Genomic DNA, 26,293 nt, shown 5'->3' with positions numbered 1-26,293 from the left:
GGGACTGCGATGGCCGGACGCGCGGTGACCCCGGGCCGCCTGCGGCGCCGGCTGACCATCGCGTTCGTCCTGGTCGCCGGGGTATCGGCGGGGCTGCTCGCCGGTGGGACCGGGCTGCTGCTGCGACAGTCCTGGTGGGACGCGTCCCTGCACGAGGCGGCCGCCGACGCCCGCTACCAGCTCGTCCTCGCCGGGCAGTTCGTCCCGCTGACCGAGCAGCGCCGCACGGAACTGCTCACCAGCTTCGAGGCCAGCGGTCGGCACGTGGTGCTCGTCGACGGCACGCCCCGCGCCTCGCACCCCGCGTACGCCCCGGTGCTGGGCACCCGGTTGCGGGCCACCGTCGCGGGCGGGCAGCTCGGCTACCAGCGCGGCGCGCCGACGCAACGCCCTCGGCTGCTGGTGGTCGGCGGCCGGATTCCCGGCTCGACCGCCGAGCTGTACGTGCTCACCGTGGAGGACGACGTCGCCGCCGACCTGGGCCAGCTTCGCACCGCGCTGCTGGCTGGCTGGGTCCTCGTGGTGCTGCTCGCGGCCGGGGTGGGTCACGCGCTGGCCCGGCGTACGTTGGAGCCGGTGGGTCGAGCCAGTCGGGCCGCCCAGGCGCTCACCGAGGGCCTGCTCGCCACCCGCCTGCCGGTCCGCGGGCGCGACGAGTTCAGCGCCTGGGCCGCGTCGTTCAACGAGATGGCCGCGGCCCTGGAGTCGAAGATCGACGCGCTGTCGGCCGCGCAGGCCCGCGAGCGGCGGTTCACCGCCGACGTCGCGCACGAGCTGCGTACCCCGGTGACCGCACTGGTGGCCGCTGCGTCGCTGCTACGCGAGCACCTCGACCAGGTGCCCGACGAGGCCCGGCCGGCCGCCCGGTTGCTGGTCGGCGACGTGGTCCGGCTGCGCCGGCTGGTCGAGGACCTGATGGAGATCTCCCGGTTGGACGCCGGGCGGGAGCAGTTGGCCGTCGGGCCGGTCGACGCGTTGGCGCTGCTGGGCGGGATCGTCGCCACCCGCGGCTGGTCGGACCGGGTGCTTGTCGACGGAGATCCGGTCGCGCTGCGCACCGACCCACGTCGGCTGGAGCGGGTGCTGGCCAACCTGGTCAGCAATGCGATCGAGCACGGCGGCGGAGAGATCCGGGCCTCGGTGAGCGGTTCGGGGCCGTTTGTCGTCTTCGAGGTCAGCGACCACGGGCCGGGCATCCCGGCGGCGCACCTGTCCCGGGTGTTCGACAGGTTCCACAAGGTCGACCCGTCCCGCTCCGCGCCGGGCAGTGGCCTCGGGCTGGCCATCGCGTGGGAGCACACGGCGCTGCTCGGCGGGGTGCTGAGCGTTCGCAGCGGGTCTGACTCCGGCACCTGTTTCCGGTTGGAGCTGCCGGCGTCCGCCCGGGTCGAGCCGCAGCGCGACGACGGCGTGCGGCGGCAGACCGGGGCCGCGACGGCGGCGGACGGCGCGCGATGAGCCGGCACGGTGCCGCCGGGGTGACCGCGCCGGTGCTCGTCGCCGTGTTGCTGATCGGCGGTTGCGGCGCCCCGCGCTCCGGCGTGCTCGGTCCGGCGCCCACCGCCGCGCCGTCGAGCGCCACCGGGTCGAGCGGCGCACCGCCGAGTGCCGCACCGACCAAACGCCCGGATCCGGATCCGCCGACGGAACCACCACCGGCGGCCACGACACCCCCGCCCGCGCCGGCCAGCGCCACCGCCCGGGACACCGTGGCGGTCGAGCTGTGGTTCGTCCGCGCCGGGCTGCTCGTGCCGACCCGGCGCACCCGGCCGGCCACTGTCGCGACGTCCCGGCTGGCCCTTACCGAACTGGCCGCCGGGCCGAGCCCGGCCGAGGCCGCCACCGGGATGAGCACCCTGCTTCCGGCCGGCGTCGAGGTCACCCACATCGTCGACGGCGTGGCGACGCTGCGGGTGCCGTCCGCCGGCGGCCCGGCCACCCGGCGGCTGCGCGAGGCGCAGGTGGTCTGGACGCTCACCCAGTTCCCCACCGTGCGGCAGGTCCGCGTCGACGGCGCCGCAGCCGTGGACCGGACGGACTACGCGGACCTGCTGCCGCCGATCGTGGTCAGCGGCCCGGCCCCGGGTGACCGCGTCTCGGCCCCGCTCGTCGTCACCGGTACCGCCGACGTGTTCGAGGCCACGGTGAGCGTCCGCGTGCTGGACGCGGCCGGCCGGGAGGTGGCCGCCGGGTTCGGCACTGCCGGTTGCGGCAGCGGCTGCCGGGGCGGGTACCGGGTGGTGGTCGCCTGGCGCACCGTCCGGGAGCAGCAGGGCACCGTCGAGGTGTACGAGGTGTCCGCCCGCGACGGCACCCGGATCAACACGATGGCCGTGCCGGTGGTCCTGGCACCCGTCGGCTGACCACCAGGTTCACCCGCCGGACCCCTGACGGAAACGTAATCGTTTCGCCTACGCGGTGCGACGCAACTCACGAAACCCTGCACCTTCACCATTCCGGAACTAGTGTCGGTACGACATCGTTTCGCGGGGGGGGTTACGGGGATGCTTGGTGGTCAGCAGGTGGGAGCGGGTGCCGGGGTCCCGGCGGCCCGGGTCCCCCGGTGCACCGACAGCGACCTGTTCGCCGTGGTCATCGACCTGCTGCGCGAGGTCGGCTTCGACCGGATGACCATCGACGGCGTCGCCGCCCGTGCCCACGTCAGCAAGGCCACCATCTACCGGCGCTGGGACGGCAAGGCCGAACTGGTCGTCGCCGCCCTGCGCGACCGGCACGTGGGTGTGCACAACCCGCCCGACACCGGCAGCCTGCGCGGTGACCTGGTCGAGCTACTGCGCGCCACTGCCGCGATCTGCGTGGCCGATTGCGACCTGATGCAGGCGCTGACCTTCGCCATGCGGACCAACCCCGAGTTGGAACGCCTGGTGCGCCACCAGGTGCTGCCGGCCGGGCGGGTGGCCAGCACCGCCATCCTGGTGCGTGCCGCCGCCCGCGGGGAGATCCCGCCGGAGGCCGGCGAACGGGAGCTGTTCCACGACCTCGCGCCGGCGCTCACCTTGTCCCGCATCGTCGCGCACGGCCTACCCGCCGATGACGCGTTCCTCACCCAGGTCGTCGACCAGGTGCTGATCCCGGTACTCCGCTACCAGCCCGACCGCCCGTCTCAGGCCTGACTCACCGACATCCGCAACACGGAAGGCTTCACCATGCCCGGAACCACCTCGACCGCACCTGGCGCACCCGGCGCCGGGACGTCGACAAGCGCGCCGCACCCGCGGCGCTGGATCGCGCTGGCGGTCATCGCGGTCTCGCAGCTGATGGTCGTCCTGGACGCCACCATCGTGAACATCGCACTGCCGCAGGCGCAGGTCGACCTGGGCATCACCGACGCGAACCGACAGTGGGTGATCACCGCCTACACGCTGGCCTTCGGCGGGCTGCTGCTGCTGGGCGGCCGGATCGCCGACTACTGGGGCCGCAAGCGCACGTTCATCGTCGGCATGACCGGCTTCGCGCTCGCCTCCGCGCTGGGCGGCCTGGCCACCACCGGTGGGATGCTCTTCGCCGCCCGCGCGTTGCAGGGCGCCTTCGGCGCGCTGCTCGCCCCGGCCGCGCTGGCGCTGCTCACCGTGCTGTTCACCGAGGCCACCGAGCGGGCCAAGGCGTTCGCGGTGTACGGCGCGATCGCCGGCGGCGGGTCGGCGGTCGGTCTGCTGCTCGGCGGGGTGCTCACCGAGTACGCCGACTGGCGCTGGTGCCTGCTCGTCAACATCCCGGTCGCCGCCATCGCCATCGCGTTCGCGCTCCCACTGGTGCCGGAGAGCCGGGCGCACGGCAACACCCGCTACGACGTGCCGGGCGCGATCGTGGTGACCGCCGGCCTGGTCTCCCTGGTGTACGGCTTCACCAAGGCCGCCGAGGACGGCTGGGACGCCACCGCGACGCTCGGTTTCATCGCCGCGGGCGTGGTGCTGCTCGCCGCCTTCGTGGTGATCGAGCTGCGCTCCAGCCACCCGCTGCTGCCGCTGCGGATCGTGCTGGACCGCAACCGGGGCGGGGCGTTCCTCACCTCGACGCTGGTCGGCGCCGGCCTGTTCGGGGCGTTCCTCTTCCTGACCTTCTACTTCCAGGTGGTCCTGCAGTACAAGCCCCTGGAGGCGGGTCTCGCGTCGCTGCCGGTCACCGTCGGTGTGCTCATCGCCGCGGGTGGCGCCAGCCAGCTGATGCCGCGACTGGGTGCCAAGCCGCTGATGGTCGCCGGTGCCGTGCTCGCCGCCCTGGGCATGCTGGTGCTGACCCAGATCGACGCGGACACCTCGTTCCTCACCCACCTGCTGCCCGCCCAGGTCATCCTGGGCCTGGGGCTGGGCTTCACCTTCGTCCCGCTGTCCAGCCTCGCCCTGGTCGGGGTGCCGGAGCACGACGCCGGCGCGGCAAGCGCGACGCTCAACGCCACCCAGCAGATCGGTGGCTCGCTGGGCACCGCGCTGCTGAACACCTTCTACACCAGCGCGGTCGCCGCCTACCTGGTCGGCCGGGCGCCGAACCCGGTCACCCAGGTCGAGGCGCTCGTGCACGGTTACCGGGTGGCGTTCGCCTGGGGCGCGGCGCTGATCGTGCTCGCCGGCCTGGCCACCCTGGTCCTGGTGAAGGTGCGCAAGGAGGACGTCCCGACCGGCGGCACCGTGCACATGGGCTGAGCTGATCGACGCGGCCGTCGGCCGGATCATCCCGAGCGTGGGGTGGGCCGGCCGGCGGCCATCTCCGGTAACGTCCCGACCATCGTCGAAAGTCCGTTTGAGGAGATCCATGTCGACCCCTGCTGACCAGATCATCACGGCTCTACGCGCGGGCCACGAGGAACTTGCCGCGCTCGTCCGGGACCTCAAGGAAGACGACCTGCTCCGGCCGTCGGGGGCCAGCGAGTGGCAGGTGTCCCAGGTGCTGAGCCACCTGGGCAGCGGCGCCGAGATCAACCTGGCGACGCTCACCGCCGCCCGCACCGGCGCGCCCGGCCCGGACGGGGACTTCAACCGTGGCGTCTGGGCGCGGTGGGACGCGATGTCCCCGGCCGAGCACGCCGCCGGGTTCCTCGCCGCCAACGAACGGCTGGTCGAGGCGTACGAGGCGTTGGACGCCGAGACCCGGGCCACGCTGCGGATCGACCTCGGCTTCCTGCCGGAGCCGGTCGACGTGGCCACCGCGGCCCGGTTCCGACTCAGCGAGTTCGCCCTGCACCAGTGGGACACCGAGGTGGCGTTCAACCCGTTCGCGGCGGTGACGCCGGGGGCGGTGGCGCTGCTGCTCGACCAGATCGGCGGCATGCTGGCCTGGACCAGCCGACCGCAGGAGCTGGCCGGGCGGGAGGCCACCCTGGCGGTCCGACTGCACGCGCCCGAGCGGACGTTCGGGCTGCGGCTGGGCGAGAAGGTCGAGGTCGTCGACGCGCCGGAGCAGCCCGACGGCGAGTTCACCGCCCCCGCGGAGGCGTGGCTGCGGCTGGCCACCGGACGGCTGGGCCCCCAGCACACCCCGGACGGGGTACGGGTGACCGGCCCGGTGACCCTCGACGACCTGCGCCGGGTCTTCGTCGGCTTCTGAGACGGTGCCGCGCGGGCCGGTGACCCGACCCGCGCGGCCTCTCAACCCTTCACGCAGACCACCTGCTTGAGGTGCGCGACCACCTCGACCAGGTCCTCCTGCTGGGCCATCACCTCGGTGATGTCCTTGTACGCGCCGGGGATCTCGTCGACCACCCCGGCGTCCTTGCGGCACTCCACCCCGGCGGTCTGGGTGGCCAGGTCCTCCGTGCTGAACGTCCGCTTGGCCTGCGCCCGCGACATCCGCCGCCCGGCCCCGTGCGAGGCCGAGCAGTACGCGTCCGGGTTACCCCGGCCCCGCACGATGTACGACCCGGTGCCCATCGAGCCGGGGATGATGCCCAGGTCGCCCCGGCCGGCCCGGATCGCGCCCTTGCGGGTGACGAGCACGTCCATCCCGTCGTAGCTCTCCTCGGCGACGTAGTTGTGGTGACAGGAGATCGGCTCGTCGTAGCCGACCTGCGGGAAGTGTTCGCGCACCACACCGCAGAGCAGGGCCAGCATGACGGCCCGGTTGCGCCGCGCGTACTCCTGCGCCCACCACAGGTCCCGCCGGTAGGCGTCCATCTCCGGCGTGCCGGCGAGGAACACCGCCAGGTCCCGGTCGGGCAGGTCGGCGTTGTGCGGCAGCCCTCGGGCCACCCCGATGTGCCGCTCGGCCAGCTCCTTGCCGATGTTGCGCGACCCGGAGTGCAGCATCAGCCACACCCGGCCCTCGTCGGCGCCGCCCTGCTCCAGGCAGACCTCGATGAAGTGGTTGCCGCCGCCGAGCGTCCCGAGCTGCCGCTGTGCCCGGGTCTCCAGCTGCGCCACCCGCCGGTCCAGGCTGGCGAACCGACTCCAGAAGTCGTCCCAGCCAGCCTGCTCCAGGCCACGGACCCGGCGCGGGTTGACCGCCTCCTGCCGCTGGGCGAAGCCGACCGGGATGGTGGCCTCGATCGCCGAGCGCAGCCCGGCCAGGTCGTCCGGCAGGTCCGTGGCGGTCAGCGAGGTGCGCACCGCCGACATTCCGCAGCCGATGTCGACGCCGACCGCCGCCGGTGAGACGGCCTGCCGCATCGCGATCACCGAGCCGACCGTGGCGCCCTTGCCGAAGTGCACGTCGGGCATGACGGCGACGCCCTGCACCCAGGGCAGCGCGCCGATGTTGCGCAGTTGCTTGGCGGCCTGCGGCTCGATGGCGTACGGGTCGGTCCAGACCCGGACCGGTGCCCGGGTGCCGGCGAGAGGGGTGAATCCCATAGTGGGCTCCTTATGTCGTGCGGTGACCGTCATTGATCAGATTTGGTCGCCAGCGGCGGTGGGCGGATACGAAACGGCCGCCCGATCCCGGTGGGATGGGCGGCCGGCGGACGCGTCAGCGTCGCGTCAGTCGCGCCACCCCGGCTCGTTGCGCCGCAGCGCCCGATACACACAGGTTTTGGTGGTGCCGAGCAGAGCCGCGCCGGCAGGGAGCAGACGCCAGGCAGCATCGGTGCGGATGCGTCGTGGCACGGCGTACTCCCTCCGGGGTGTGCTCGGTTGACCTTGCGTCGACGACAGTAGGAGGATCCCCGCGCGTCCGCAATGGATATCGCCGTCACTGACCGCCGACCCGGCGGGCGACCGCCAGCAGATACTCCTTGCGATCCAACGGGTTGTGGTCCCAGCGGGCCCGGGTGGGGGCGGGACCAGACACCGGGCGGTACCTGTCGAACTCGGTCTCCAACACGCCCTCACCCCGGGTCAGCGCGGGCAGACGACGCTCCAGCTCGTGCACCAGGCCCGCCGGGATCTCGCCCCGCACCAGGTACGACGTGCCCCGCCCGATGGTGTCGGTCGGCACCGCGTCCAGTCGGGTGAGCGCGGGCAGCAGCGTGCCGAGGACGTCACCGGGCACCTCCAGCCGGAAGCGGTGCACCGGCTCGTGGACCCGGGTGCCGGCCCGGGTGAGCGCGGCCATCAGCACCAACGGAGTGAGACTGCGGAAATCCCCTGCCGTGCTGGACATGCTCTTGTCGAAGCTGCCGTGGGAATGGCTCTGCCGCGCCCAGTAGCCGGCGTGGGTCATCGTCACCTCGCAGTCGGGGACCTCCCACCCGCGCAGACCCTGGCGCAGGGTCCGGCGCACCGACTCCTCCACGGCGGCGAAGAAGGCCGGTGGCATCGAACCCAGCTCGACGCCGAGGTGGAAACTCACCCCGGCGCCGGTCGGCGCCGGCGCGATCCGCAGCCCGACGGTGGCCAGGAAGGGGTTGGGCGCCACGGCGATCACCTCGACCGCCCCGCCGACGCCGCACACCCGCTCCACGTGCACCACGCTGGTCTCGCGGAACGTCACCCGCACGCCGAAGTCGTCGGCCAGGGTGGCCTGGATGACCTCCTTCTGCACCTCGCCGTAGAGCGACACGCTGATCTCGTGTTGCCGGTCGTCCTGCCGCAGGTTGATCAGCGGGTCCTGCTCGGCGAGCTGGCTCAGCGCCGCGTGTAGCGCGACCCGGTCGACGGGGCGCTCCGGCACCACCACCGTCTCCAGCGTGGGTGGCGCGAAGTGGCGGTCCGCGCCGGCACGTCGCGGGGGTACGCCGACCGGGTCGCCGATCCGCGCGTCCGTCAAACCCCACAGTCGGGCGATGTGGCCGGCACCGACCGACGACGCCACCACGTCGGCGCCCATGGTGGCGACACGTATGGCCGTGACCAGCGCGGCGTCGGTCGCGCCGACGCGGACCCGGTCGCGGACCCGGATCGTGCCGGCGAAGAGCCGCACCAGGGCGATGCGCTCCCCCGCCGGGCCCCGCTCGATGGCGAACACGGTGCCGGAGACCGGGGCGTCGACGTCACCCTGGGCGGTCGGCAGCAGTTCGGTGATTCCGGCGATCAGCGCGTCCACGCCGGCGCCGGTGATCGCCGAGCCGGCGTACACGGGCTGTACCAGCGCCGAGCCGGTCCGCGTCGCCAGCGCACGGCGCAGTCGCGAGTACGGCACCGCGGACGTGTCCGCCACCCAGTCGGCGAGCAGCCCGTCGTCCTGCTCCGCGAGCACGTCGAGCAGCCGGTCGGTGAAGGCCACGTCGGCGGGGCCGTACGGCGAGCAGTGGGCGCCACGAGTCCCCGGCATCGCCACCGAGCCCATCGCCACCACTGCCGGAGCGAGCTTCTCCGCGACGGCCCGCACGACCCGCTCGGGGTCCGCCCCGGCCCGGTCGACCTTGTTGACGAAGATCAGCGTCGGGATGCGCAGCCGGCGCAGGGTCCGCATCAGCACCCGGGTCTGCGGCTGTATCCCCTCCACCGCGGAGATCACCAGCACTGCGCCGTCGAGCACACCGAGCACCCGCTCGACCTCGGCGATGAAGTCCGGGTGGCCGGGCGTGTCGATCAGGTTGACTGTCACGTCGTCCAGCACGAAGGAGACGACAGCCGAGCGGATGGTGATCCCGCGTTGCCGCTCCAGGGCCAGGGAGTCCGTGCGGGTGCTGCCCTCGTCGACACTGCCGAGCCGGTCGGTCACGCCAACGTCGTGCAACAGCCGTTCGGTCAGGCTGGTCTTACCGGCATCGACGTGAGCCAGGATGCCGAGGTTCAGGGTTTTCACGCAGCGTCAGGTCCTTCAGGTAGGCGACAGATCCCTTCTGGTTGGACATCGACGCAGCGCGCATTGGTGCTCCCTGACTGTTGGTGGCGGTTTCGGGCAGTTCAGCAGGCCGTCGCGGGTCGGGCAACCGATTTACCCGGCGCGCTGCCGTTCACCTGCTGTCCGGCTCCGCGACGCCGTGTGCTCACCTGCCGCGGCTAGGTTCGCGCGGGCACTTCCGCCCCTGTTCAGGGAGAACCACCATCACCGCCACCCGGCCGTCGCACCACGCCGGCACCGTCGCCACCCCGCCGGACCTGCCTCGGTCGGGCGCGGATCGGGAACCGAGCGACACCCGGTCCGGCTGGTCGGTGGCGAGTTGGGTGGTCCCCGCGCTTGTCGCGGTGGTGCTGGGCCGGTGGCGGCTGACCGGCCCGGCGCTGTGGGCCGACGAGCTGGCCACCTGGGGCGCGGTCCGGTTGAGCTGGTCGCAGCTGTGGCAACTCGCCGGTTCGGTGGACGCGGTCCTGACCCCCTACTACGCCCTGATGAAGGTGTACACCGCGGTGGCCGGCACGTCCACGGCCGCGTTGCGGCTGCCCTCGGTCGTCGCCTGCGCCGTCGCCACGGTGGTGGTGACCGCGCTCGGGCGTCGACTCGGCGGCGCCGGGACCGGCCTGCTGGCGGGGCTGCTCTTCGCGATCCTGCCGGTGACGTCGCGCTACGCCCAGGAAGCCCGGTCCTACGCCCTGGTGATCCTCGGTGCCGCTGTCGCCGTGTGGTGCCTGATCCGGCTGCTGGCGGAGCCCGCGCGCCGTCACCTCGCCGGGTACGCCGCCGCCGTCGGCGTCGTGGGGCTGCTGCATCCGCTCAACGGTCTGCTGATGCTCGCGGGTCACGCCGTCGCGGTCGGCTGGTGCCAGCTCCCCCGCCGAGCCGACGGCTGGCCGACCGTACGGCGGTGGGTGACGGCGGCCGGCGTGGGGGCGCTGCCGGCGCTCGCGCTGTCCGTCTGGGGTTGGGGGCAGACCGAGCAGGTGTCCTGGATCGCGCTTGTCAACCTGACCGCCCTGCAGGCGTTCCCGGAGCGGCTCTTCCACTCCGCGGCCGTCGGCGGGCTCGTTCTCGTCCTCGCGGTTCTCGGTGTACGGCGTGCCCCGGCGTACGTCTGCCTGGCCGGCGCGGCGTTCGTCCCGATGGCACTGCTGTTGCTCGCCGGCACCCAGCTGCACGTCTGGGTGGCCCGCTACGTGCTTGTCGTGCTGCCGGCGCTGGCCGTCCTCGCCGCGTCCGCCCTGGTCCGCGTCGGACGGTCGTCGGCAATCGGCGCGGTCAGCCTGGCGGCCGTCCTGGCCCTTCCCGCACACGTCACCATTCGCGCCCACGCCGGTCACAGCCAGGACTCGTACCGCATCGCGTCGGTCATCGGTTCCCGCTACCGACCCGGCGACGTCGTGGTGTTCCCGGACAGCCACCCGAGCATCCCCTGGTCACCACGGGACATCTACGAGCGCTACCTGCCCGCCCCACGCCCCCCGGACGTGCTGCGCGTCGCCCCGCAGCGCAGCGACGGCAGGTTCCTGGCAACGGAGTGCCCGGACGCCACCTGCCTCGGCACACCACCGCGCATCTGGGTCGTCGGGGCCGACCCCTCGGCCGACCCGCTGTCGGACATGGCGCCCGGCAAGCGGGACCGGATCAGCGCCGGCTACCGGGAGGCGCAGCGCTGGCGGTACCCGCTGCTGAGCATCACCCTCCTGGAGCGCACGACGTGAGGTCCCCGGCTCGCGGGCGCGTTCGCCGGGGCCTGAACAGGGCGGATGTCACCCTCGCGGCGCTGTGGAGCTGCCCAGCGGGTGGGGCGGTTCCACAGCGCCGCGCGCCGTCGTAGGTGCCATCGCCGCCCGGTTCGGTCGGGCCGCTCAGGTGTCGTAGCTGCCCCGGCGTCGCCGGTGATAGGCGTAGGCCACCACGGCGAGCAGTGGTCCCCACAGCAGCAGCGGCAGGTAGCAGGCGTAGAAGATGGCGGCCTCCCAGGCGCCGCGCTGGGTGGGAAAGTCCGCCGGGAGCGGCGTACCGGCCATGGTGACCCCGGCGAATATCCGGGCGAAGGCGCTGGTCCACAGGACGGTCAGGACCGTCGCGCCGAGCGTCGCGGGAATGAGGGCGGCCGGCGTCGGCACCCGGCGGCCACCCAGCCCGGGAACCCAGCGCGGGAACCGCTCTCCCCAGCCGGCGACGAGCCCGACGGCGGTGAACGCGATCAGCTCCGCCACGATCGAGAGGCAGACGATGTACACCCGCCCGTCGAACCCGATGCCGTCGCGGAACGCGACCGGAAGCCGCCAGAGGCCCGACGGCAGCACGGTGAACGGGATGGCGTAGGCGGCGATTCGGGCCCATCGGGGCACTCCCGCCACGGGGGCGTGGGCACGCCGCCATGCCACAGCTAGCTGATCGCCTGAAGTCATGCCGCTCACGCTAGGAAACGGGCGTGAGCGGCACCTCCCTCCGGCGAGGGAGTGGACTTCCCCCTCAGGGTTGCGGCACCAGCCGGAACGACTGCGCCGCGGTGCCGTTGCAGGTGTACTGGATGAGTTGGACGCTGTCCGCGGTGGACGCTCCCGGCACGTCGAGGCACTTGCCGCTGAGCCGGTTGACCAGGCGGTAGTAGCCACCGCCCTCCGATTCGGCACGCCACTGCTGGTTGTTGCCGCCGCTGTAGGACCAGAGCTGGATCGGCGCCGAGTCGGCTGTCGACCGGTCGGTCACGTCGAGCACCTGCGCGCTGTTGGTGCGGTTGTTGACCCGCAGGTAACCGCCGCTGGTCGGCGCGAACTGGTACTGCTGCGCCGCGCTGCTGTTGCAGGCGTACTGCTGGATGGCGGTGCCGTTCGCGCTGGCGGCGGCGCGGGCGTCCACGCACTTTCCGCTGGCCCGGTTGACAGCGGTGTGCCAGGCGGTCGGCGAGATGCCGTCGGTCGGCGGAGGCGTGGTCGGGGGGACGGTGCCGGCGCCGGCGAGCCAGTGCAGTCCGTCGATCAGTAGCTGGTTCTGCTGCGCGCTGTCGAACGTCGACGACAGCCCGGTGTTGGTGCTGTAGTTCATGGCGTTGTGGCCGAAGTTGGCGTAGAGCATCTTGTACTGCCGGTTGCTCCACACCAGCGGGTAGTACCCGCCGTACCAGGACTGGTTGGGGTCGGTGCCGACCGGGAAGCTGGACGCGTCGATCGAGGCGAGGATGTCGATGTTGGGGTTCTGCCGCAGGTCGTTGCTCCAGGAGTACCACTCGCTGATCGACGACGGGAACGTCGCCGGGAGGTTCCGGGTGGCCGGGTGGGTGCGGTTGTCGGCGCGCATGGTGACCCGGGTCGGCCCCCAGGTGTTGGTCTGGAACGAGCCGGTGCCGAGGAAGGTGTTGTAGTACCAGCTCCAGCTCGACGGGTTGTCGGTCCACGCGCTGACGTGGAAGCCCAGCCACGCCCCGCCGTTCTGCATGTACTGCTGGAACGCGGCGCGCTGCGCGGTGGGCGGTGCGTCGTCCAGGAACATGATGACCTTGTACTGGGCCAGGTTGGCGGTGTTCAGCAGACTCCAGTTGTTCGTGGACTCCCAGGAGAAGCCGTACTGGGCGGCGGCCTGCGGGAACCAGGCGCGGGCGTCCTTGACGAAGTCGATGTGCGCGGCGTCCCAGGTGCCGTTGTAGAAGGCCAGGACCTTGAACGTCGGCGCCGCCTGCGCGGAACGCGAGGCGTTGACCGTGAGGCCTGCGGTCAACGCGACCACGAGGGCGACGAGCAACGACAGGATTCGTCTGGTACGGGAGGAGAGTTCTGTGATCACCTGATCGTCCCTTCGGTGGGGACGCGCGCCGCCGCGTCGACCTGAACCATCTGTTCACAATGTTTACAGATAGACGAAAGGTTATGCGCTGGCACCGGTGACGTCAATCATGGGTCGGCCGATCGGGTGGGATTCCGGCGACAACGGGTACCCCGGCCCGATGACCAGCCCGGATGCCGTCGACGTCGACCAGCCCCTCGCCGTCGACGTGCCCGCCGCGCCGCACGACGCCAGCGGCGAGTGGGTGCCGACCCGCGACCTCGCCGGGCTCGCACCCGCGGCCCGACCGGCCCGCCGCTGGACCCCGCGCCGGGTGGTCGCCACCCCGGCCGCGCTGGAGCACCCGCACGGCCAGCGGATCGTCGAACGGGTGCAGGCACAGGGCATCGAGGTCGAACGCCTGCGCTCCAACCGGCTCACCGGAGTACGCGGAGAGACCGACCGGGAGACCTACGCCCGAGCCAAGGCCACCATGGCGATCGTGGTCAGCCCACCCTCGCGGCGCACCCTGCAACCCATCGCGCCAAGCGCCGACTGGCGGGTCGACCTGGCCGAAGGCTGCCCGGCGCACTGCCAGTACTGCTACCTCGCCGGCTCACTGTCCGGCCCGCCGGTGACCCGGGTGTACGCGGACCTCGACGACATCCTGGCCGGGCTTGCCGGGTACGCCGGGCGCGGGACGGTGACCAGCCGCAACGCGCGACGCGCCGACGAGGGCACCACCTTCGAGGCGTCCTGCTACACCGACCCCCTCGCGTTGGAGCACCTGACCGGGAGCTGGCGGCAGGCGGTGCAGCACTTCGCCGGGTGGGACGCGCCGGTACAACTGCGCTGGACCACCAAGTACGCCGACGTGGACACCTTCGTCGGGCTGCCGCACGCCGGCCGTACCCGGGTCCGGCTCAGCGTCAACTGCGCCCCGGTGAGCGAACGGTTCGAGGGCGGCACCGCCCGGGTACCGGAGCGGCTGGCCGCGCTGCGCCGGCTCGCGCTCGACGGCTACCCGGTCGGGCTGACCATCGCTCCGATCATCGCGCTGCCCGACTGGCGGGACCGTTACGGCGAGTTGCTCGACCAGATCCGCGCGGCGGTCGACGGGGTGCCGGAGCTGGACCTGACCGCCGAGCTGATCACCCACCGGTTCACCCCGGGCAGCAAGGAGGTGCTCCTCGGCTGGTACCCGCGCACCCGGCTGGAGATGGACGAGGAGTCGCGCAGCCGTAAACACGGCAGGTTCGGCGCGGTGAAGTACGTCTACCCGCGCGACACCATGGCCGAGCTGCGCGGCTGGTTCACCGCCGAACTCGCCTCGCGGGTGCCGGCCTGCCGGATCCTCTACTGGACCTGAGGTGTGGCGGGCCGCCACCAGCCCGGCCGGCACTTTCGGAAATGTTCACGACCGCACCTGGCGAGGATCAGCGTTCGACGTGCCGGGGTCCGACCGCGACCGACGTGCCGACCTCGGCGACGGCCCTGTCGGCTGACCGGTTGAGCCGTCCTGGCTGGTTTCGGAAAACTTTCGCGAACATCGCCGTCGCGGCTTGACGGAGCCACGCCCATCTATCAAAGTCGATGTGGGCGTACCGGGCGGGCCGTCGGGAGCACGGCCGCCAACGGGCATTGAGGCGATTCGTTGTCGGGTGCGACGGGCGGCACCTGTTAACGCTAACAATGTGCCGCACCGCTGATCGGCCACCATGGTGGCCCCCCGATCTCAGGAGAATGACCTATGAGGAGACCCAGAGTCATCAAGGCCGCGTCGGTGTCGGCCGGCGCGATGCTGTTGGCGTCGACCGCGGTCGCCGTGGCGATGCCGGCCGGCGCGGCAGCCGCTGGTTGCTCGGTGGACTACAGCGTGTCGTCGCAGTGGCAGGGCGGCTTCGGCGCCAACGTCGCCATCACCAATCTCGGCGATCCGGTTAGCAGCTGGACGCTGGCCTGGTCCTACAGCGCCGGACAGACCGTCACACAGGCCTGGAACACGACACTCACCCAGAGCGGCGCCGCGGTCACCGCCAAGAACGTCAGTTACAACGGGGCCATCGCCACCAACGGCACTGTCTCGTTCGGTTTCAACGGCTCCTGGACCGGCAGCAACCCCGCTCCGAGCAGCTTCACGCTCAACGGGGTGGCCTGCACCGGCGACCCCGCGCCGACCACCCCACCGCCGACCACGCCACCACCGACGACCCCACCACCGACCACTCCGCCGCCGAACGGGCCGGCGGACATCACGGTGAACAGCGCCACCAAATACCAGACCGTCGACGGGTTCGGGGCCGCGCAGTCGATCTGGGGCAGCGCCTGGTCGACGACCGACACGCAGACGCTTGTCGGGATGGGTGCCAACCAGTTGGGGCTGTCCATCGTGCGGACCGGTCTGTCACCGGAGTCCAGCGAGTGGGCGACGCACGTGAACTCGCTGAAGACGGCAAAGTCGTACGGGTCGAACGTCAAGATCCTCGCCTCGCCCTGGACAGCGCCTGCGGCGTGGAAGACCAACAACAGCCGGGTCAACGGCGGCAAGCTGAAGACCGACTACTACGACGACTACGCCAACCACCTGAACAGCTACGTCCAGTACATGCGGGGCCAGGGCGTGACCATCGACGTCACCTCGGTGCAGAACGAGCCCGACTGGCACCCGGACTACGACTCGATGGACTGGAGCGGCACCGAGCTGCGCACCTTCGTCCGCGACCAGGGCACGAGAGTGCAGAACACCAAGCTGATGGTCGCCGAGGCGGTCAACCTCAACTACGGCTTCACCGATCCGACCCTGAACGACGCGACCGCCCGCAACAACATCGGCTACATCGGCGGGCACCTCTACGGCACCGAGGAGTCGGGCCGGCTGCGGCCGTACTCCCTGGCGGAGCAGTACAACAAGCCGGTGTGGATGACCGAGTGGAACCTGCACGCCGCCGACGGTGGCGGCTCCAACATCTGGGGCAACCCCGCCAACGCCGCGGTGTGGAACGAGACCCTGGACGACATCATGCGCACCGTGCACAAGTCGATGGAGGCCAACTGGAACGCCTACATCTGGTGGTACGGCAAGCGCTACTACTCCTTCATCGGCGACGGCGAGTCGGCGTTCGGCACCGTCGCGGGCGCTCCGCTCAAGCGCGGGTACGCGTTCTCGCAGTACGCCAAGTACGTCCGCCCCGGCTACCAGCGGGTCGCGCTGACGAAGAGCTCCAAGGCCTCACCGCTGGAGGTGACCGCCTACCAGGGTGACGGCAAGATCACCCTGGTGATCCTCAACCGCTCGAACAGCGCGGTCAACAACGCCGTGATCCAGGCACCGCAGAACGTCACCCGGGCCGAGCACTACCTCACCTCGCAGAACGCCAACGCGGCAAGCCAACCGACGAGCGTCAACGGCGGTCAGGCCACCGTCAACGTCGGCGCCCGCAGCATCTCCACGGTGGTGTTCACCCTCTGAGGGCCTCGCCGCCCAGCCGGGCGTGTGGGTGTGGATCGCGCATCCGCACCCACACGACCCACCGGCACGACGGCCACTAGACGCCGACGGTGCCGTCGATGCCCTCGCGCAGCAGGTCGGCGTGACCGTTGTGCCGGGCGTACTCGTGGATCAGGTGCAGCATCACCAGCCGCAGCGACACCGTCTCGCCGGAGCGGACGTTGCGGCCGGTCACGTCGAGCGACGCCGCCGCCCGCTCGATCTGGCGGGCGTGCTCGACCTCGCGCTGCCAGGCGTCGAAGGCTTCGGCCCGGGTGGCCGAGCTGGCGTCGTACGCCTGCTGGAAGTCGCCCGTCTCGGACCAGACCAACGGGACGTCCGCGCCGTCGATGACCCGCCGGAACCAGGCGCGTTCCACCTCGGCCATGTGCCGCACCAGGCCCAGCAGGGACAGCGTGGAAGGCGGCATCGACTGCCGGCGCAGGTCCTCGTCGGAGAGACCCTCGCACTTGAGGGCCAACGTCGCGCGGTGGAAGTCGAGGAAGGCGCGCAGGGTCTCCCGCTCGTCACCGGTCACCGGAGGGCCGATCCGTTCGATGCTCATGGGAGTGATCGTGCCTGATCGTGCCGTTGGCGGTGCGATCGGGCGGCGCGTCAGCCGACCGACGAGCGGGCGACCGGCGCGGCGAAGAACGTGTCCGGGTACGGCTCGTCGCGGAGGCTGTAGTGCCACCACTCACGGTCGTAGTTGACGAAGCCGGCGTCGGTCATGAGCCGCTGCAACAACCGCCGATTGTCCCGCGCCGTCGCCGTGATGCGGGGGTCGGCGGTGTGCGCCCGGGAGTCGAAACAGTCGAAGCCCGTACCCATGTCGATGCTGTTGTCGGCGAAGCGCCGCCCCCGGGGCCCGGTGCAGGCGACAAGCGGCTGCCCGGCCCGGTACGCGGGCTGGCTGGCGGCGGGATCGTCCACGAGCGTCAGGTCCATGGTGCTGCCCCGGCTGTGCGCGGTGGGCGTCCCGATGTAGCCGTCGGCGAAGAGCCGGTTCTTGGCCACGTCCGGGTAGAACTCCGCCTTGGTCTGCTGCTCGCCGGGGCGCTTCGACCAGGCGACGAAGTCGTCGACCGCCGGCTGCGGGCGGTAGCAGTCGTACACCTTGAGGCTGTGTCCACCGGCCAGCGCGGCGTCCTGCACCCGGCGCAGCGACTCGGCGGCCCGCCGGGTGAGCAGACACAGCGGCTCCGGGTAGCCGGTGATCGGGCGGCCCACGAAGTTGTGCGCCGTGGCGTAGCGGATGTCGGCGTGGATGCGCGGGTCGAGGTCGGTGAGCACCACGAACCCCGGCAGCCGGCTCGTGCCGGTGCTGGACGTCGCGGGGGTGGGCCGGGGCGTCGGACTCACCGGCGTCGACTGCGGCGCGACCGGCGGGGGGCGGGCCTCCGGCCGCGAGCAACCGCCGAGCAGCGCGGCGACCGCGAGCACGACGGCGACCCGGTGACCCACCCCTCCTGTCTATCAGCCGGGCCGGCACCGCGGGCCGGATGCGCCCGTTCCGGGTCAGCCGCCCGACGTCGCGGGCCTGGTCAGCTCTCGGTCAGGTGCGCGCGCAGGAAGACCAGCGCCGACTCGTCGTCGTCGATCCCGCCGGCCTCGTGGCCGTTGTAACGCCACACCGCCAACTCGGTCGGCCCGGCGTGCGCGTTCACCGCCGCGTAGACCGTCGACGGCGGCACGATCTCGTCCATCAACGCCACCGAGTACCGCGCCGGGCGGCGGCAGCGCCGGGCGAAGTTGACCCCGTCGACGTACGCGAGGGTGGTCAGCACCCGCTCCTCGGCGCTCCGGTGGATCGCCAGGTAGTCGCGGATCTCCCGGTAGGGGCGGGCGGCGGTGGTCACCACCGCGCGCGGGATGTCGCAGAGGAACGGCACGAACGCGACCACCGCCCGCACCCCGGGTGCCAACGCGCCGGCCGCGAGCGCCAATCCGCCGCCCTGGCTGTGCCCGAGCACCGCCACCCGGGTCGGGTCGACAAGCGGCAGGGTCCGGACGGCGTCCACCGCCCGGACCGCGTCGGTGATCAACCGCCGGTAGTAGTAGGTCTTCGGGTCGGCGATGCCCCGGGTGGTGACGCCGGGCGCCTCCGGGCCGGCCGCGCCGAGGTCCGGGGTGTCGCCTCGACTCCATCCCGAGCCCTGCCCCCGGGTGTCCATCTGCAGGTGCGCGAAGCCGGCCGCGGCCCAGAGCAGGTTCTCCAGCGGGTGCCCCCGCCCGCCGCCGTAGCCGGCGAACTGGACCACCGTCGGCAACGCCCTGGCGGCACCGCGAGGCACCCGCAGCCAGCCCCGCACGGACTGGCCGGCGAAACCCGCGAAGGTGACGTCGAACACGTCGATGGTGTCCAGCTCGGTCGCGACCGGCTCGGCCCGCACCGGCCAGCCGGCGCGCCGCGCCTCGGCCAGGGTCTCGGCCCAGAAATCGTCGAAGTCCGCCGGTTCCTGGACGACGCCGCGGTAGTCCCGCAGCTGTTCCTCAGGTAGATCGGTGTACATGCCGTCCTCGGTCCGACGAATTTCCGGAAAGATTCCGCAACTTCGCCGAACGCTAGAACCGACCTGGCATGTCGTCAACCCCCGTCGGTGAGGCAAGATGACGCGTGGAACGGGCACACCGTTCCGGGATCCTCGGTTGACGACGTCTCGTGGTCGTTCTTCCGGCTCGGTGAAGGAGACGCGGGTGGGCGCGGACGACGGACGCAGGGTGACCATCACCGCGATCGCACGGGAAGCCGGGGTGTCGGTGCCGACCGTGTCACGGGTACTCAATGGTCGCTCCGATGTCGCCCCGGACACCCGGGAGCGAGTCGAGGAGTTGCTGCGCCACCACGGCTACCGGCGACGCACCAGCCGCAGCGTGCGCCGCGCCGGCCTCGTCGACCTGGTCTTCAACGACCTGGACAGCCCCTGGGCCGTGGAAATCATCAGGGGCGTGGAGGATGTCGGGCACGGCGCGGGTGTCGGCACCGTGGTCTCCGCGATCCACCGGCAACCCACAGCGGCCCGGCAGTGGCTGCAGAACCTGCGCACCCGGGCCACCGACGGCGTCATCTTCGTGACCTCGCACCTGAGCCCGCCGCTGCACGCGCAACTGCGCCGCCTCAACGTGCCGGTGGTGGTCGTCGACCCGGCCGGCGTGCCGGCCATGGACGTCCCGACGATCGGTGCCACCAACTGGGCCGGCGGGATGGCCGCGACCGAACACCTGCTCGCGATCGGGCACCGGCGCATCGGCCTGGTGGCCGGGCCGACGCACCTGTTGTGCAGCCGGGCGCGGCTCGACGGTTACCGGGCCGGGTTGGAGAGCGCCGGGGTGCCGGTGGACGACGCGCTGATCTACCCGGGCGACTTCTACCACGCCTCCGGGTTCGCCGGCGCGACCGCGCTGCTCGACCTCGAAGACCCGCCGACCGGCATCTTCGCCGCGAGTGACCAGATGGCCTTCGGCGTCTACGAGGCCATCCGGCGCCGCGGGCTGCGGGTGCCGGACGACGTCAGCGTCGTCGGCTTCGACGACCTGCCCGAGGCCCGCTGGGCGTCGCCACCGCTGACCACGGTGCGGCAACCGTTGGTCGAGATGGGACGGTTGGCGGCACGGACCGTGCTGCGCCTGGCCCAGGGCGAGGGCATCGACTCACCGCGGGTGGAACTCGCCACGGAACTGGTCGTCCGGGACAGCACCGCCCCACCGTCCGGGTCGTCCGGCCCGTCGTGACGGTCGGAACTGGGTCGGAGACCGGTCGGACCACTTCCGATCCGCTCCCGGAAATTTCGGGCTGCCGGGTGGCCCCCGGGATTGCGTTCCCGCCGCCGCGGTGAGCGACCGAGGGCCGCCCACCGCGCCGCCTGATCAGTGGTGGTGGTGCGCGCGGATGGCCTTTCGAATGGTCACCGGCAGCGCGGGCGCGCCGTCGACCGGCGCCGGGTCCTCGGCGGTCGGCGCCACTCCCCCGGCGGCGATCCGGTCCAGGGTGGCCAGCCCGGCCGCGTCGACCTCGCCGAAGATCGTGTAGTTGGGGCGCAGCGCCGAGTTGGCGTAGACCAGGAAGAACTGGCTCCCGTTGGTGTCCGGCCCCGCATTGGCCATGGCCAGCACACCCCTTGCGTACACCCGTCGTTCCCCGGTCGGGTCGGTGGGCGCCGGCGGCAGGCCGGTCGGCAGTTCGTCGCGGTACCGGTACCCCGGGCCGCCCTCCCCGGTGCCGGACGGGTCACCGCACTGCAGCACGCTCAGCGTGGGGTACGCGGTGAGCCGGTGGCACGGGGTGCGGTCGTAGAAACGCTTGCCGACCAGGTGCAGAAAGCTCTGTACGGTGCACGGCGCGGCGGTCCGGTCCAGCGTCAACCCGATCGGTCCGTGGTTGGTCGTCAGGGTCACCCGGACGCTGCCCCGGGCCGGGGTGCGCCGCGGGTCGGGCGGCAGCGGCACCGGCCGGGCCGCGGGCTCGTCGGGTGTCTCGGTGTACGCGCACGGGCCGTGGGTGGTGCGCGGCGGTCGGGTGGCGGCGTCAGCGGCGGTGGAGGCGCTGCTGAGGTCGGCTGGCGCGGCGACCGCGCTGGCGGACGCCCCGACGACGAGCGCCCCGGCGAGCGCGGTCACCCCCGCGAGGCGGGACAGGGCGCGCACCGGCCGGCGGGGTGCCGCCCCGCCGGGGCGCGGTTCGAGTTCACTCGACACTGTGATCCTCCTGGACTCGTGGTGCCAGAAAGACCGGAGTCTATGGACGTCGGCGCCCGATGTCGATCCGTCAGGGCAGCCGACGGCGACGCCGCCACAACAGCCCGCCCAACAGCGCGAGCACCCCCGCGCCGCTCACCGCGGTCACCGACCACAACCACCCCGAGCCGGTACGCGCGGGCCCACTTGCCGCCGCCGGCCGGGGCGCACCGGGCCCGGCCAGCACGGACGGCGCCGCCGACGCGGTGGCGGTCAACTCCCCCGCTTCGACCAGCCGGCCGACGGAGGCGTCCCGCGGCAGCGTGAAGCCCCAGTCCAGCAGGGCCGCACCCTGCTGCCAGCCCCGCAGCGGCGCCGATTCGGCACCCAGCAGGGTCACCACCAGCCGTCGCCCGCCGCGTTCCGCCGCACCCACGTAGGTGTGCCGGGCCAGATCGGTGAAGCCGGTCTTGCCGCCGAGCGCACCCGGGTACCGGTAGATGAGCTGGTTCTCGTTCTGGATCTGGAAACCCTTCGTGTACTGCGCCGGCTGGGTGGGAATCTCCGCCTGCTCGGTGAGCGCGTACCGGCGGAAGGTCGGCTCGGCGAAACAGGCCCTGGCGATCAGCGCCAGGTCGTACGCGCTCGTGAACTGCCCCCTGCCGTCCAGCCCCGACGGGGTGACCGCGTGTGTCTGCAGCGCGCCGAGCCGGTGCGCCTGCTCGTTCATGGCGCGGACGCCGCCGGCCGCGCCGTCCGCCCCGCCACCCAGCCGGGCCAGCACGTTCGCGGCCTCGTTCCCCGAGTTGAGCAGCAGACCCAGCCAGACCGTCTCGATCGTGTAGCGACCGCCTTCGACCAGACCCACGGCGGAGGAGCCGGGCTCGATGTTCATGTCGTCCTCGGTGACGGTGACCGTCTGCTTCGGGTCCAACCGGGGCAGCATCGTGGCCGCCAGCAGGAGTTTCTGCACGCTGGCCGGGGTGCCGTACTCGTGGGGGCCGCAACCGCCGAGCACCTGGCCGCTGTCCAGGTCGGCGACCAGCCACGACGTGGCGGTGATCGCCGGTGGCGCGGCGGCGTCGGCCGGCACGACCAGGCCGGTCGTGTCCAACGCCGGGCCGCCGACCACCCGCTGCTCGGGCACAGCGGGCGGGGGCGAGGGCCGGGGCGGGCGGGACATCGCCGGGGCCGGCGCCCGCGGGCAGCGCACGGTTGGCCCGGCGGACACTCCCGCGGCGGCGACGGGCACGGGAGCGAGCAGGGCGGCGGACACCGTGGCCGCCAGCAGCGCAGTCCTCATGTGCCCGACCCTAGTCAACAAGATCGCACGGCGGGACGGGATGCGCCGGTCGGTCAGTCCGCCTCGCCGCGACCGTGCAGGTAGTCGTGCAGGGCGGCGCTGCCCCGTAGCCGGCGCAGGCTGCGGATGTGCAGGTCCTGCTCGCGGCGGGCAAGTTCGGCGCGGACCCGCTGCGGGCTGCCGGTGGTCCGCAGTTCCCCCAGCACCGCCTCGATGATCTCGAACGGGTACGCGCCCCGGCGGAGCAGCGTGATGACCTGCGCGGCCCGTAGTTCCGCCTCGTCGTACACCCGGTAGTTGGTGCCCGGGGTGCGGCCGGGCCGCAGCAGTTCGCGCTGCTCCCACAGCCGTAGCTGGGAGGTTCGCACCCCGACCAGGGCGGCGACCTCGCCGATGCGGACGGCGCGGCGCGGCGCGGGCCGGGCCGCCGGTGGGCTGGCCAGCACGGTCTCGAAGGCGCCGAGCACCCGGCGGATCTCGGCGCGTTCCCGGTCCAACTCGGCGTGGCCGCCGTCGAGCGCCGCGAGGGCCGCCGGCACGTCGCCCCTGTGCACCGCCGCCATGATCTCCCGGGTACGGCTCCAGCCGTGTCCCTCGGCCAGCCGCCGCGCCACGGTCAGCGCCCGGGCGTGCTCCGTCGTGAAGATCCGGTAGCCGCTCGGGGTACGCCGGGCCGGCGGCAGCACACCCTGCTCGACGTAGTTGCGCACCTGCTGCACCGAGATCCCGACGGTGGCGGCCAGGTCCACGGCGCGGAGCCGATCCTGCGGGGCGACGTCCACGCGAGCCACCGTACCGCTTACGACGTGATTTGAGACTTAACCGGAGGTCCCACCCCAGGCAACGCTGGAAACTCGCGAAAAGTCTCTACATGGGGATGAATGAGACAATGGAACCCGCCAGCATCGGCGGGGCAGGAGTCCCGCCACGACTCCGTGAAGGGTTCGCATGTCGCAGCCAGCATGGTCCGCCGCCGACAGCCACGACATGATCGAGGTACGCGGAGCGCGGGAGAACAATCTCGCGAGCGTCTCGGTCGACATCCCCAAACGCCGGTTGACCGTCTTCACCGGCGTCTCCGGATCGGGCAAGTCGTCGCTTGTCTTCGGCACCATCGCCGCCGAGTCCCAGCGCATGATCAACGAGACCTACAGCGCGTTCCTCCAGTCGTTCATGCCCAACCTCAACCGGCCGGACGTCGACTCGCTGCGCAACCTCAGCGCGGCCATCGTCGTCGACCAGGAGCGGATGGGCGTCAACTCCCGCTCCACCGTCGGCACCGCCACCGACGCGTACGCCATGCTGCGGATCCTGTTCAGCCGGCTCGGCGAGCCGTCGATCGGCGGCGCCGGGGCGTTCAGCTTCAACCTGCCCGAGGGGATGTGCCTCACCTGCGAAGGGCTGGGCCGCGTCTCCGACCTCGACATCAACGAGTTGGTGGACGTCGAGCGCTCCCTCAACGACGGCGCCATCACCGTGCCCAACTTCGCTGTCGACTCCTGGTACTGGCAGACGATCGTCGGCTCCGGCCTGTTCGACCCGGACGTCAAACTCCAGGACTTCACCCCCCAACAGTGGGAGGACTTCCTCCACAAACCGTCCACGAAGATCAAGGTGGGCAGCAACAACTGGACGTACGAGGGTCTGGCCGTCAAGGTCAAGCGGCTCTACCTCGCCAAGGACCGCGAGTCGATGCAACCGCACATCCGCGCCTTCGTCGACCGGGCGGTCACCTTCACCACCTGCGGCGACTGCGGCGGCACCCGGCTCAACGCGGCGGCCCTGTCGTCGCGGATCGCCGGACGCACCATCGCCGACTGCTCGGCGATGCAGATCAGCGACCTGGCGACGTTCGTCCGGGGCATCGACGACCCGGCGGTCGCACCACTCATCGTCAACCTGCGGGACCTGCTGGAGTCCCTTGTCGAGATCGGGTTGGGCTACCTCAGCCTGGACCGGGAGTCGGCCACCCTGTCCGGCGGTGAGGCGCAACGGGTCAAGATGGTCCGGCACCTCGGCTCCAGCCTGTCCGACGTCACGTACGTCTTCGACGAACCCACAGTCGGCCTGCACCCGCACGACATCGCCCGGATGAACGACCTGCTGCTGCGGCTGCGCGACAAGGGCAACACGGTGCTCGTGGTCGAGCACAAGCCGGAAACCATCGCGATCGCCGACCACGTGGTCGACCTCGGGCCGGGGGCCGGCACCGACGGCGGCCGGATCTGCTTCACCGGCGACGTGCCCGCGCTGCGCCGCTCCGACACCCTCACCGGCCGGCACCTGGACCACCGGGTGACAGTGCGCGAGGCGGTACGCCCACCGACCGGGCAGCTCACCATCCGCCAGGCCGACCTGCACAACCTGCGCGACGTCGACGTGGACATCCCGCTCGGCGTGCTCACCGTGGTCACCGGCGTGGCCGGTTCCGGCAAGAGCTCACTGATCCACGGTTCGCTGCGCGGCCGATCCGGAGTGGTCATCGTGGACCAGTCCCCCATCCGCGGGTCACGACGCAGCAACCCGGCCACCTACAGCGGCCTGCTCGACCCGATCCGTACCGCCTTCGCCAAGGCCAACGGGGTCAAGGCGGCCCTGTTCAGCGCCAACTCCGAGGGCGCCTGCCCGGCCTGCAAGGGGATCGGGCTGATCTACACGGACCTGGCGATGATGGCCGGCGTCGCAAGCGTCTGCGAACGGTGCGAGGGGCGACGCTTCACCGACGAGGTGCTCACGTACACGCTGCGCGGCAAGAACATCAGCGAGGTGCTGGCCATGTCGGTCACCGAGGCGTACGCCTTCTTTCCGCACCCCATTCTCGGTCGGCTGGTCGACGTCGGGCTGGGCTACCTCAGCCTCGGCCAACCGTTGACCACCCTGTCGGGCGGGGAACGGCAACGACTCAAACTCGCCATCCACCTGGCGGAGAAGACCACCACGTACGTGCTTGACGAACCCACCACCGGCCTGCACCTGGCCGACGTGGACCAACTGCTGGCCCTGCTCGACCGGATGGTCGACGCCGGCAACACGGTGATCGTCATCGAGCATCACCAGGCGGTCATGGCCCACGCGGACTGGCTCATCGACCTCGGTCCGGGCGCCGGCCACGACGGCGGCCGGATCGTCTTCACCGGCACGCCCGCCGACCTGGTCGCCCACGGTGACACGCTCACTGCCACCCACCTGCGCGAGTACGTCAACGAACCGGCGGTGACCCGACAGGGGTAGGCGGTGGCGCTCAGGCGACGCGGCGCAGCCAGCGCCGCTGCCAGGGCGTTTCCACCGCCTTCGGGTGGTAACCCTCCCGGACCCACGACACCGCCCGCTCGGCCGGCAAGCCGTCGAGGATCGCCAACGCGGCAAGCGCAGTCCCGGTACGCCCCACCCCACCCCGACAGGCCACCTCGACGCGCGCACCGTCGTGGGCACGCCGCAACGCCGCCCGCAGGGCATCGAGCGCATCCGCCCGATCGGTCGGCACCCAGAAATCCGGCCACCGGATCCGCCGGTGCGGCCACGCCGGAGCCGGGCCGGGCGCCAACAGCAGGGCGAAGTCGGCGGGCGAGGTCACCGCGGCGACGCGACGCCCGCGCACCGTCATCCCGCTGGGGAGTACGAGCAAACCAGGCTGCTCCGACCAGGGCTGAGAACCAGTCACCCGAGCAATTGTGCCGCTCCCGGCCCCACCGGTGGGTACAGACAGCGCCGCCCCCGGCCTTGTGGACCGGGGGCGACGCTGGTGTCGGTGTGCAGGTCGCCTCTCGGCGAGTGGCGCTACGCGGCTCCAGCCGAACGGTATTCCGCGAAGGCGATATTAGGTGAGGCCCGGGGACACTGAGTCACACCGACACCCTCCACAACCAGCCAGGCCCGCGCGTTGTTCCCCA

The 26,293-nt window shown here is 72.0% G+C and carries 22 protein-coding genes; 10 read left to right on the top strand and 12 right to left on the bottom strand.

The genetic code is table 11. From position 1 onward, the window contains the following. The first annotated feature begins 9 nt into the window (after positions 1 to 9). The 5 genes from AB0F61_RS24295 to AB0F61_RS24275 all read left to right on the top strand — a co-directional run bounded on the left by AB0F61_RS24295 (position 10) and on the right by AB0F61_RS24275 (position 5,562). On the top strand, positions 10 to 1,458 hold the full coding sequence (locus AB0F61_RS24295) for a HAMP domain-containing sensor histidine kinase (RefSeq protein ID WP_357813560.1): 1,449 nt from the start codon (positions 10 to 12) through the stop codon (positions 1,456 to 1,458). Further along, positions 1,455 to 2,363: a Gmad2 immunoglobulin-like domain-containing protein gene (locus tag AB0F61_RS24290; RefSeq protein WP_357813557.1), complete on the top strand. Its 909-nt coding sequence runs from the start codon at positions 1,455 to 1,457 to the stop codon at positions 2,361 to 2,363. Before AB0F61_RS24295 ends, AB0F61_RS24290 begins: the two co-directional genes overlap by 4 nt. Before the next feature lie 141 nt (positions 2,364 to 2,504). Further along, positions 2,505 to 3,134, top strand: coding sequence for a TetR/AcrR family transcriptional regulator (locus tag AB0F61_RS24285; protein WP_357813554.1), 630 nt, complete (start codon positions 2,505 to 2,507; stop codon positions 3,132 to 3,134). A gap of 33 nt (positions 3,135 to 3,167) precedes the next feature. Beyond that, a complete protein-coding gene (locus tag AB0F61_RS24280; protein WP_357813551.1) occupies positions 3,168 to 4,661 on the top strand; it encodes an MFS transporter in 1,494 nt (497 codons plus the stop codon). A gap of 109 nt (positions 4,662 to 4,770) precedes the next feature. Beyond that, positions 4,771 to 5,562, top strand: coding sequence for a maleylpyruvate isomerase family mycothiol-dependent enzyme (locus AB0F61_RS24275; protein ID WP_357813548.1), 792 nt, complete (start codon positions 4,771 to 4,773; stop codon positions 5,560 to 5,562). Positions 5,563 to 5,603: 41 nt separating this feature from the next. On the opposite strand, the gene AB0F61_RS24270 is transcribed toward AB0F61_RS24275, so the two are convergent. The 3 genes from AB0F61_RS24270 to AB0F61_RS24260 all read right to left on the bottom strand — a co-directional run bounded on the left by AB0F61_RS24270 (position 5,604) and on the right by AB0F61_RS24260 (position 9,138). Next, positions 5,604 to 6,803: an RtcB family protein gene (locus AB0F61_RS24270; RefSeq protein WP_357813544.1), complete on the bottom strand. Its 1,200-nt coding sequence runs from the start codon at positions 6,801 to 6,803 to the stop codon at positions 5,604 to 5,606. 126 nt (positions 6,804 to 6,929) lie between these two features. Further along, positions 6,930 to 7,055 carry a hypothetical protein gene (locus AB0F61_RS24265; protein ID WP_357813542.1) on the bottom strand — a complete coding sequence of 42 codons (126 nt, stop codon included), beginning with the start codon at positions 7,053 to 7,055 and terminating at the stop codon, positions 6,930 to 6,932. Positions 7,056 to 7,140: 85 nt separating this feature from the next. Next, a complete protein-coding gene (locus tag AB0F61_RS24260; protein ID WP_357813539.1) occupies positions 7,141 to 9,138 on the bottom strand; it encodes a translation factor GTPase family protein in 1,998 nt (665 codons plus the stop codon). A 350-nt stretch (positions 9,139 to 9,488) separates the two neighbouring features. Here AB0F61_RS24260 and AB0F61_RS24255 point away from each other — a divergent pair, with 350 nt between their 5' ends. Continuing rightward, positions 9,489 to 10,892: a glycosyltransferase family 39 protein gene (locus AB0F61_RS24255; RefSeq protein WP_357813536.1), complete on the top strand. Its 1,404-nt coding sequence runs from the start codon at positions 9,489 to 9,491 to the stop codon at positions 10,890 to 10,892. A gap of 147 nt (positions 10,893 to 11,039) precedes the next feature. Here AB0F61_RS24255 and AB0F61_RS24250 read toward each other — a convergent pair whose 3' ends face one another. Next, positions 11,040 to 11,588: a hypothetical protein gene (locus AB0F61_RS24250; RefSeq protein WP_357813533.1), complete on the bottom strand. Its 549-nt coding sequence runs from the start codon at positions 11,586 to 11,588 to the stop codon at positions 11,040 to 11,042. A 64-nt stretch (positions 11,589 to 11,652) separates the two neighbouring features. After that, positions 11,653 to 12,960, bottom strand: coding sequence for an RICIN domain-containing protein (locus tag AB0F61_RS24245; RefSeq protein ID WP_357813530.1), 1,308 nt, complete (start codon positions 12,958 to 12,960; stop codon positions 11,653 to 11,655). Between the two features lie 160 nt (positions 12,961 to 13,120). Here AB0F61_RS24245 and AB0F61_RS24240 point away from each other — a divergent pair, with 160 nt between their 5' ends. Both AB0F61_RS24240 and AB0F61_RS24235 read left to right on the top strand, forming a co-directional pair. Further along, positions 13,121 to 14,308, top strand: a complete 1,188-nt coding sequence (locus tag AB0F61_RS24240) for a spore photoproduct lyase family protein (RefSeq protein ID WP_357813527.1) — start codon at positions 13,121 to 13,123, stop codon at positions 14,306 to 14,308. A 381-nt stretch (positions 14,309 to 14,689) separates the two neighbouring features. After that, the gene (locus AB0F61_RS24235; protein WP_357813524.1) at positions 14,690 to 16,408 is read left to right on the top strand and encodes a cellulose binding domain-containing protein; all 1,719 of its coding nucleotides are present in this window, start codon (positions 14,690 to 14,692) and stop codon (positions 16,406 to 16,408) included. A gap of 76 nt (positions 16,409 to 16,484) precedes the next feature. On the opposite strand, the gene AB0F61_RS24230 is transcribed toward AB0F61_RS24235, so the two are convergent. The 3 genes from AB0F61_RS24230 to AB0F61_RS24220 form a co-directional block, all read right to left on the bottom strand. Continuing rightward, positions 16,485 to 16,991 (bottom strand): DinB family protein, encoded by a 507-nt coding sequence (locus AB0F61_RS24230; protein WP_357813521.1) that lies wholly within the window; start codon positions 16,989 to 16,991, stop codon positions 16,485 to 16,487. 50 nt (positions 16,992 to 17,041) lie between these two features. Next, on the bottom strand, positions 17,042 to 17,890 hold the full coding sequence (locus tag AB0F61_RS24225; RefSeq protein WP_357813518.1) for a M15 family metallopeptidase: 849 nt from the start codon (positions 17,888 to 17,890) through the stop codon (positions 17,042 to 17,044). Between the two features lie 80 nt (positions 17,891 to 17,970). Then, positions 17,971 to 18,939 (bottom strand): acetylxylan esterase, encoded by a 969-nt coding sequence (locus AB0F61_RS24220; RefSeq protein ID WP_357813515.1) that lies wholly within the window; start codon positions 18,937 to 18,939, stop codon positions 17,971 to 17,973. Positions 18,940 to 19,123: 184 nt separating this feature from the next. Between AB0F61_RS24220 and AB0F61_RS24215 the strand changes: the two genes are divergently transcribed. Further along, entirely contained in the window at positions 19,124 to 20,158 is a 1,035-nt protein-coding gene (locus AB0F61_RS24215; RefSeq protein ID WP_357813512.1) for a LacI family DNA-binding transcriptional regulator, read from the top strand. 135 nt (positions 20,159 to 20,293) lie between these two features. On the opposite strand, the gene AB0F61_RS24210 is transcribed toward AB0F61_RS24215, so the two are convergent. The 3 genes from AB0F61_RS24210 to AB0F61_RS24200 form a co-directional block, all read right to left on the bottom strand. After that, positions 20,294 to 21,121, bottom strand: a complete 828-nt coding sequence (locus AB0F61_RS24210; protein WP_357813509.1) for a peptidylprolyl isomerase — start codon at positions 21,119 to 21,121, stop codon at positions 20,294 to 20,296. A gap of 70 nt (positions 21,122 to 21,191) precedes the next feature. Then, a complete protein-coding gene (locus AB0F61_RS24205) occupies positions 21,192 to 22,403 on the bottom strand; it encodes a D-alanyl-D-alanine carboxypeptidase (RefSeq protein WP_357813506.1) in 1,212 nt (403 codons plus the stop codon). Between the two features lie 53 nt (positions 22,404 to 22,456). Then, positions 22,457 to 23,185: a MerR family transcriptional regulator gene (locus AB0F61_RS24200; protein ID WP_357813503.1), complete on the bottom strand. Its 729-nt coding sequence runs from the start codon at positions 23,183 to 23,185 to the stop codon at positions 22,457 to 22,459. Positions 23,186 to 23,351: 166 nt separating this feature from the next. On the opposite strand from AB0F61_RS24200, the gene AB0F61_RS24195 reads away from it, so the two are divergent. Beyond that, positions 23,352 to 25,634, top strand: a complete 2,283-nt coding sequence (locus AB0F61_RS24195) for an excinuclease ABC subunit UvrA (protein WP_357813500.1) — start codon at positions 23,352 to 23,354, stop codon at positions 25,632 to 25,634. 10 nt (positions 25,635 to 25,644) lie between these two features. On the opposite strand, the gene AB0F61_RS24190 is transcribed toward AB0F61_RS24195, so the two are convergent. Beyond that, positions 25,645 to 26,064 (bottom strand): protein-tyrosine phosphatase family protein, encoded by a 420-nt coding sequence (locus AB0F61_RS24190; RefSeq protein ID WP_357813497.1) that lies wholly within the window; start codon positions 26,062 to 26,064, stop codon positions 25,645 to 25,647. Positions 26,065 to 26,293: the final 229 nt, after the last annotated feature.

Source organism: Micromonospora sp. NPDC023888, assembly GCF_040639415.1.
In the GTDB taxonomy this organism is placed as follows: Bacteria; Actinomycetota; Actinomycetes; order Mycobacteriales; family Micromonosporaceae; genus Micromonospora.
The sequence above is the reverse complement of the archived record's forward strand: the minus strand, read 5'-3'. Positions and strand labels throughout refer to the sequence as shown.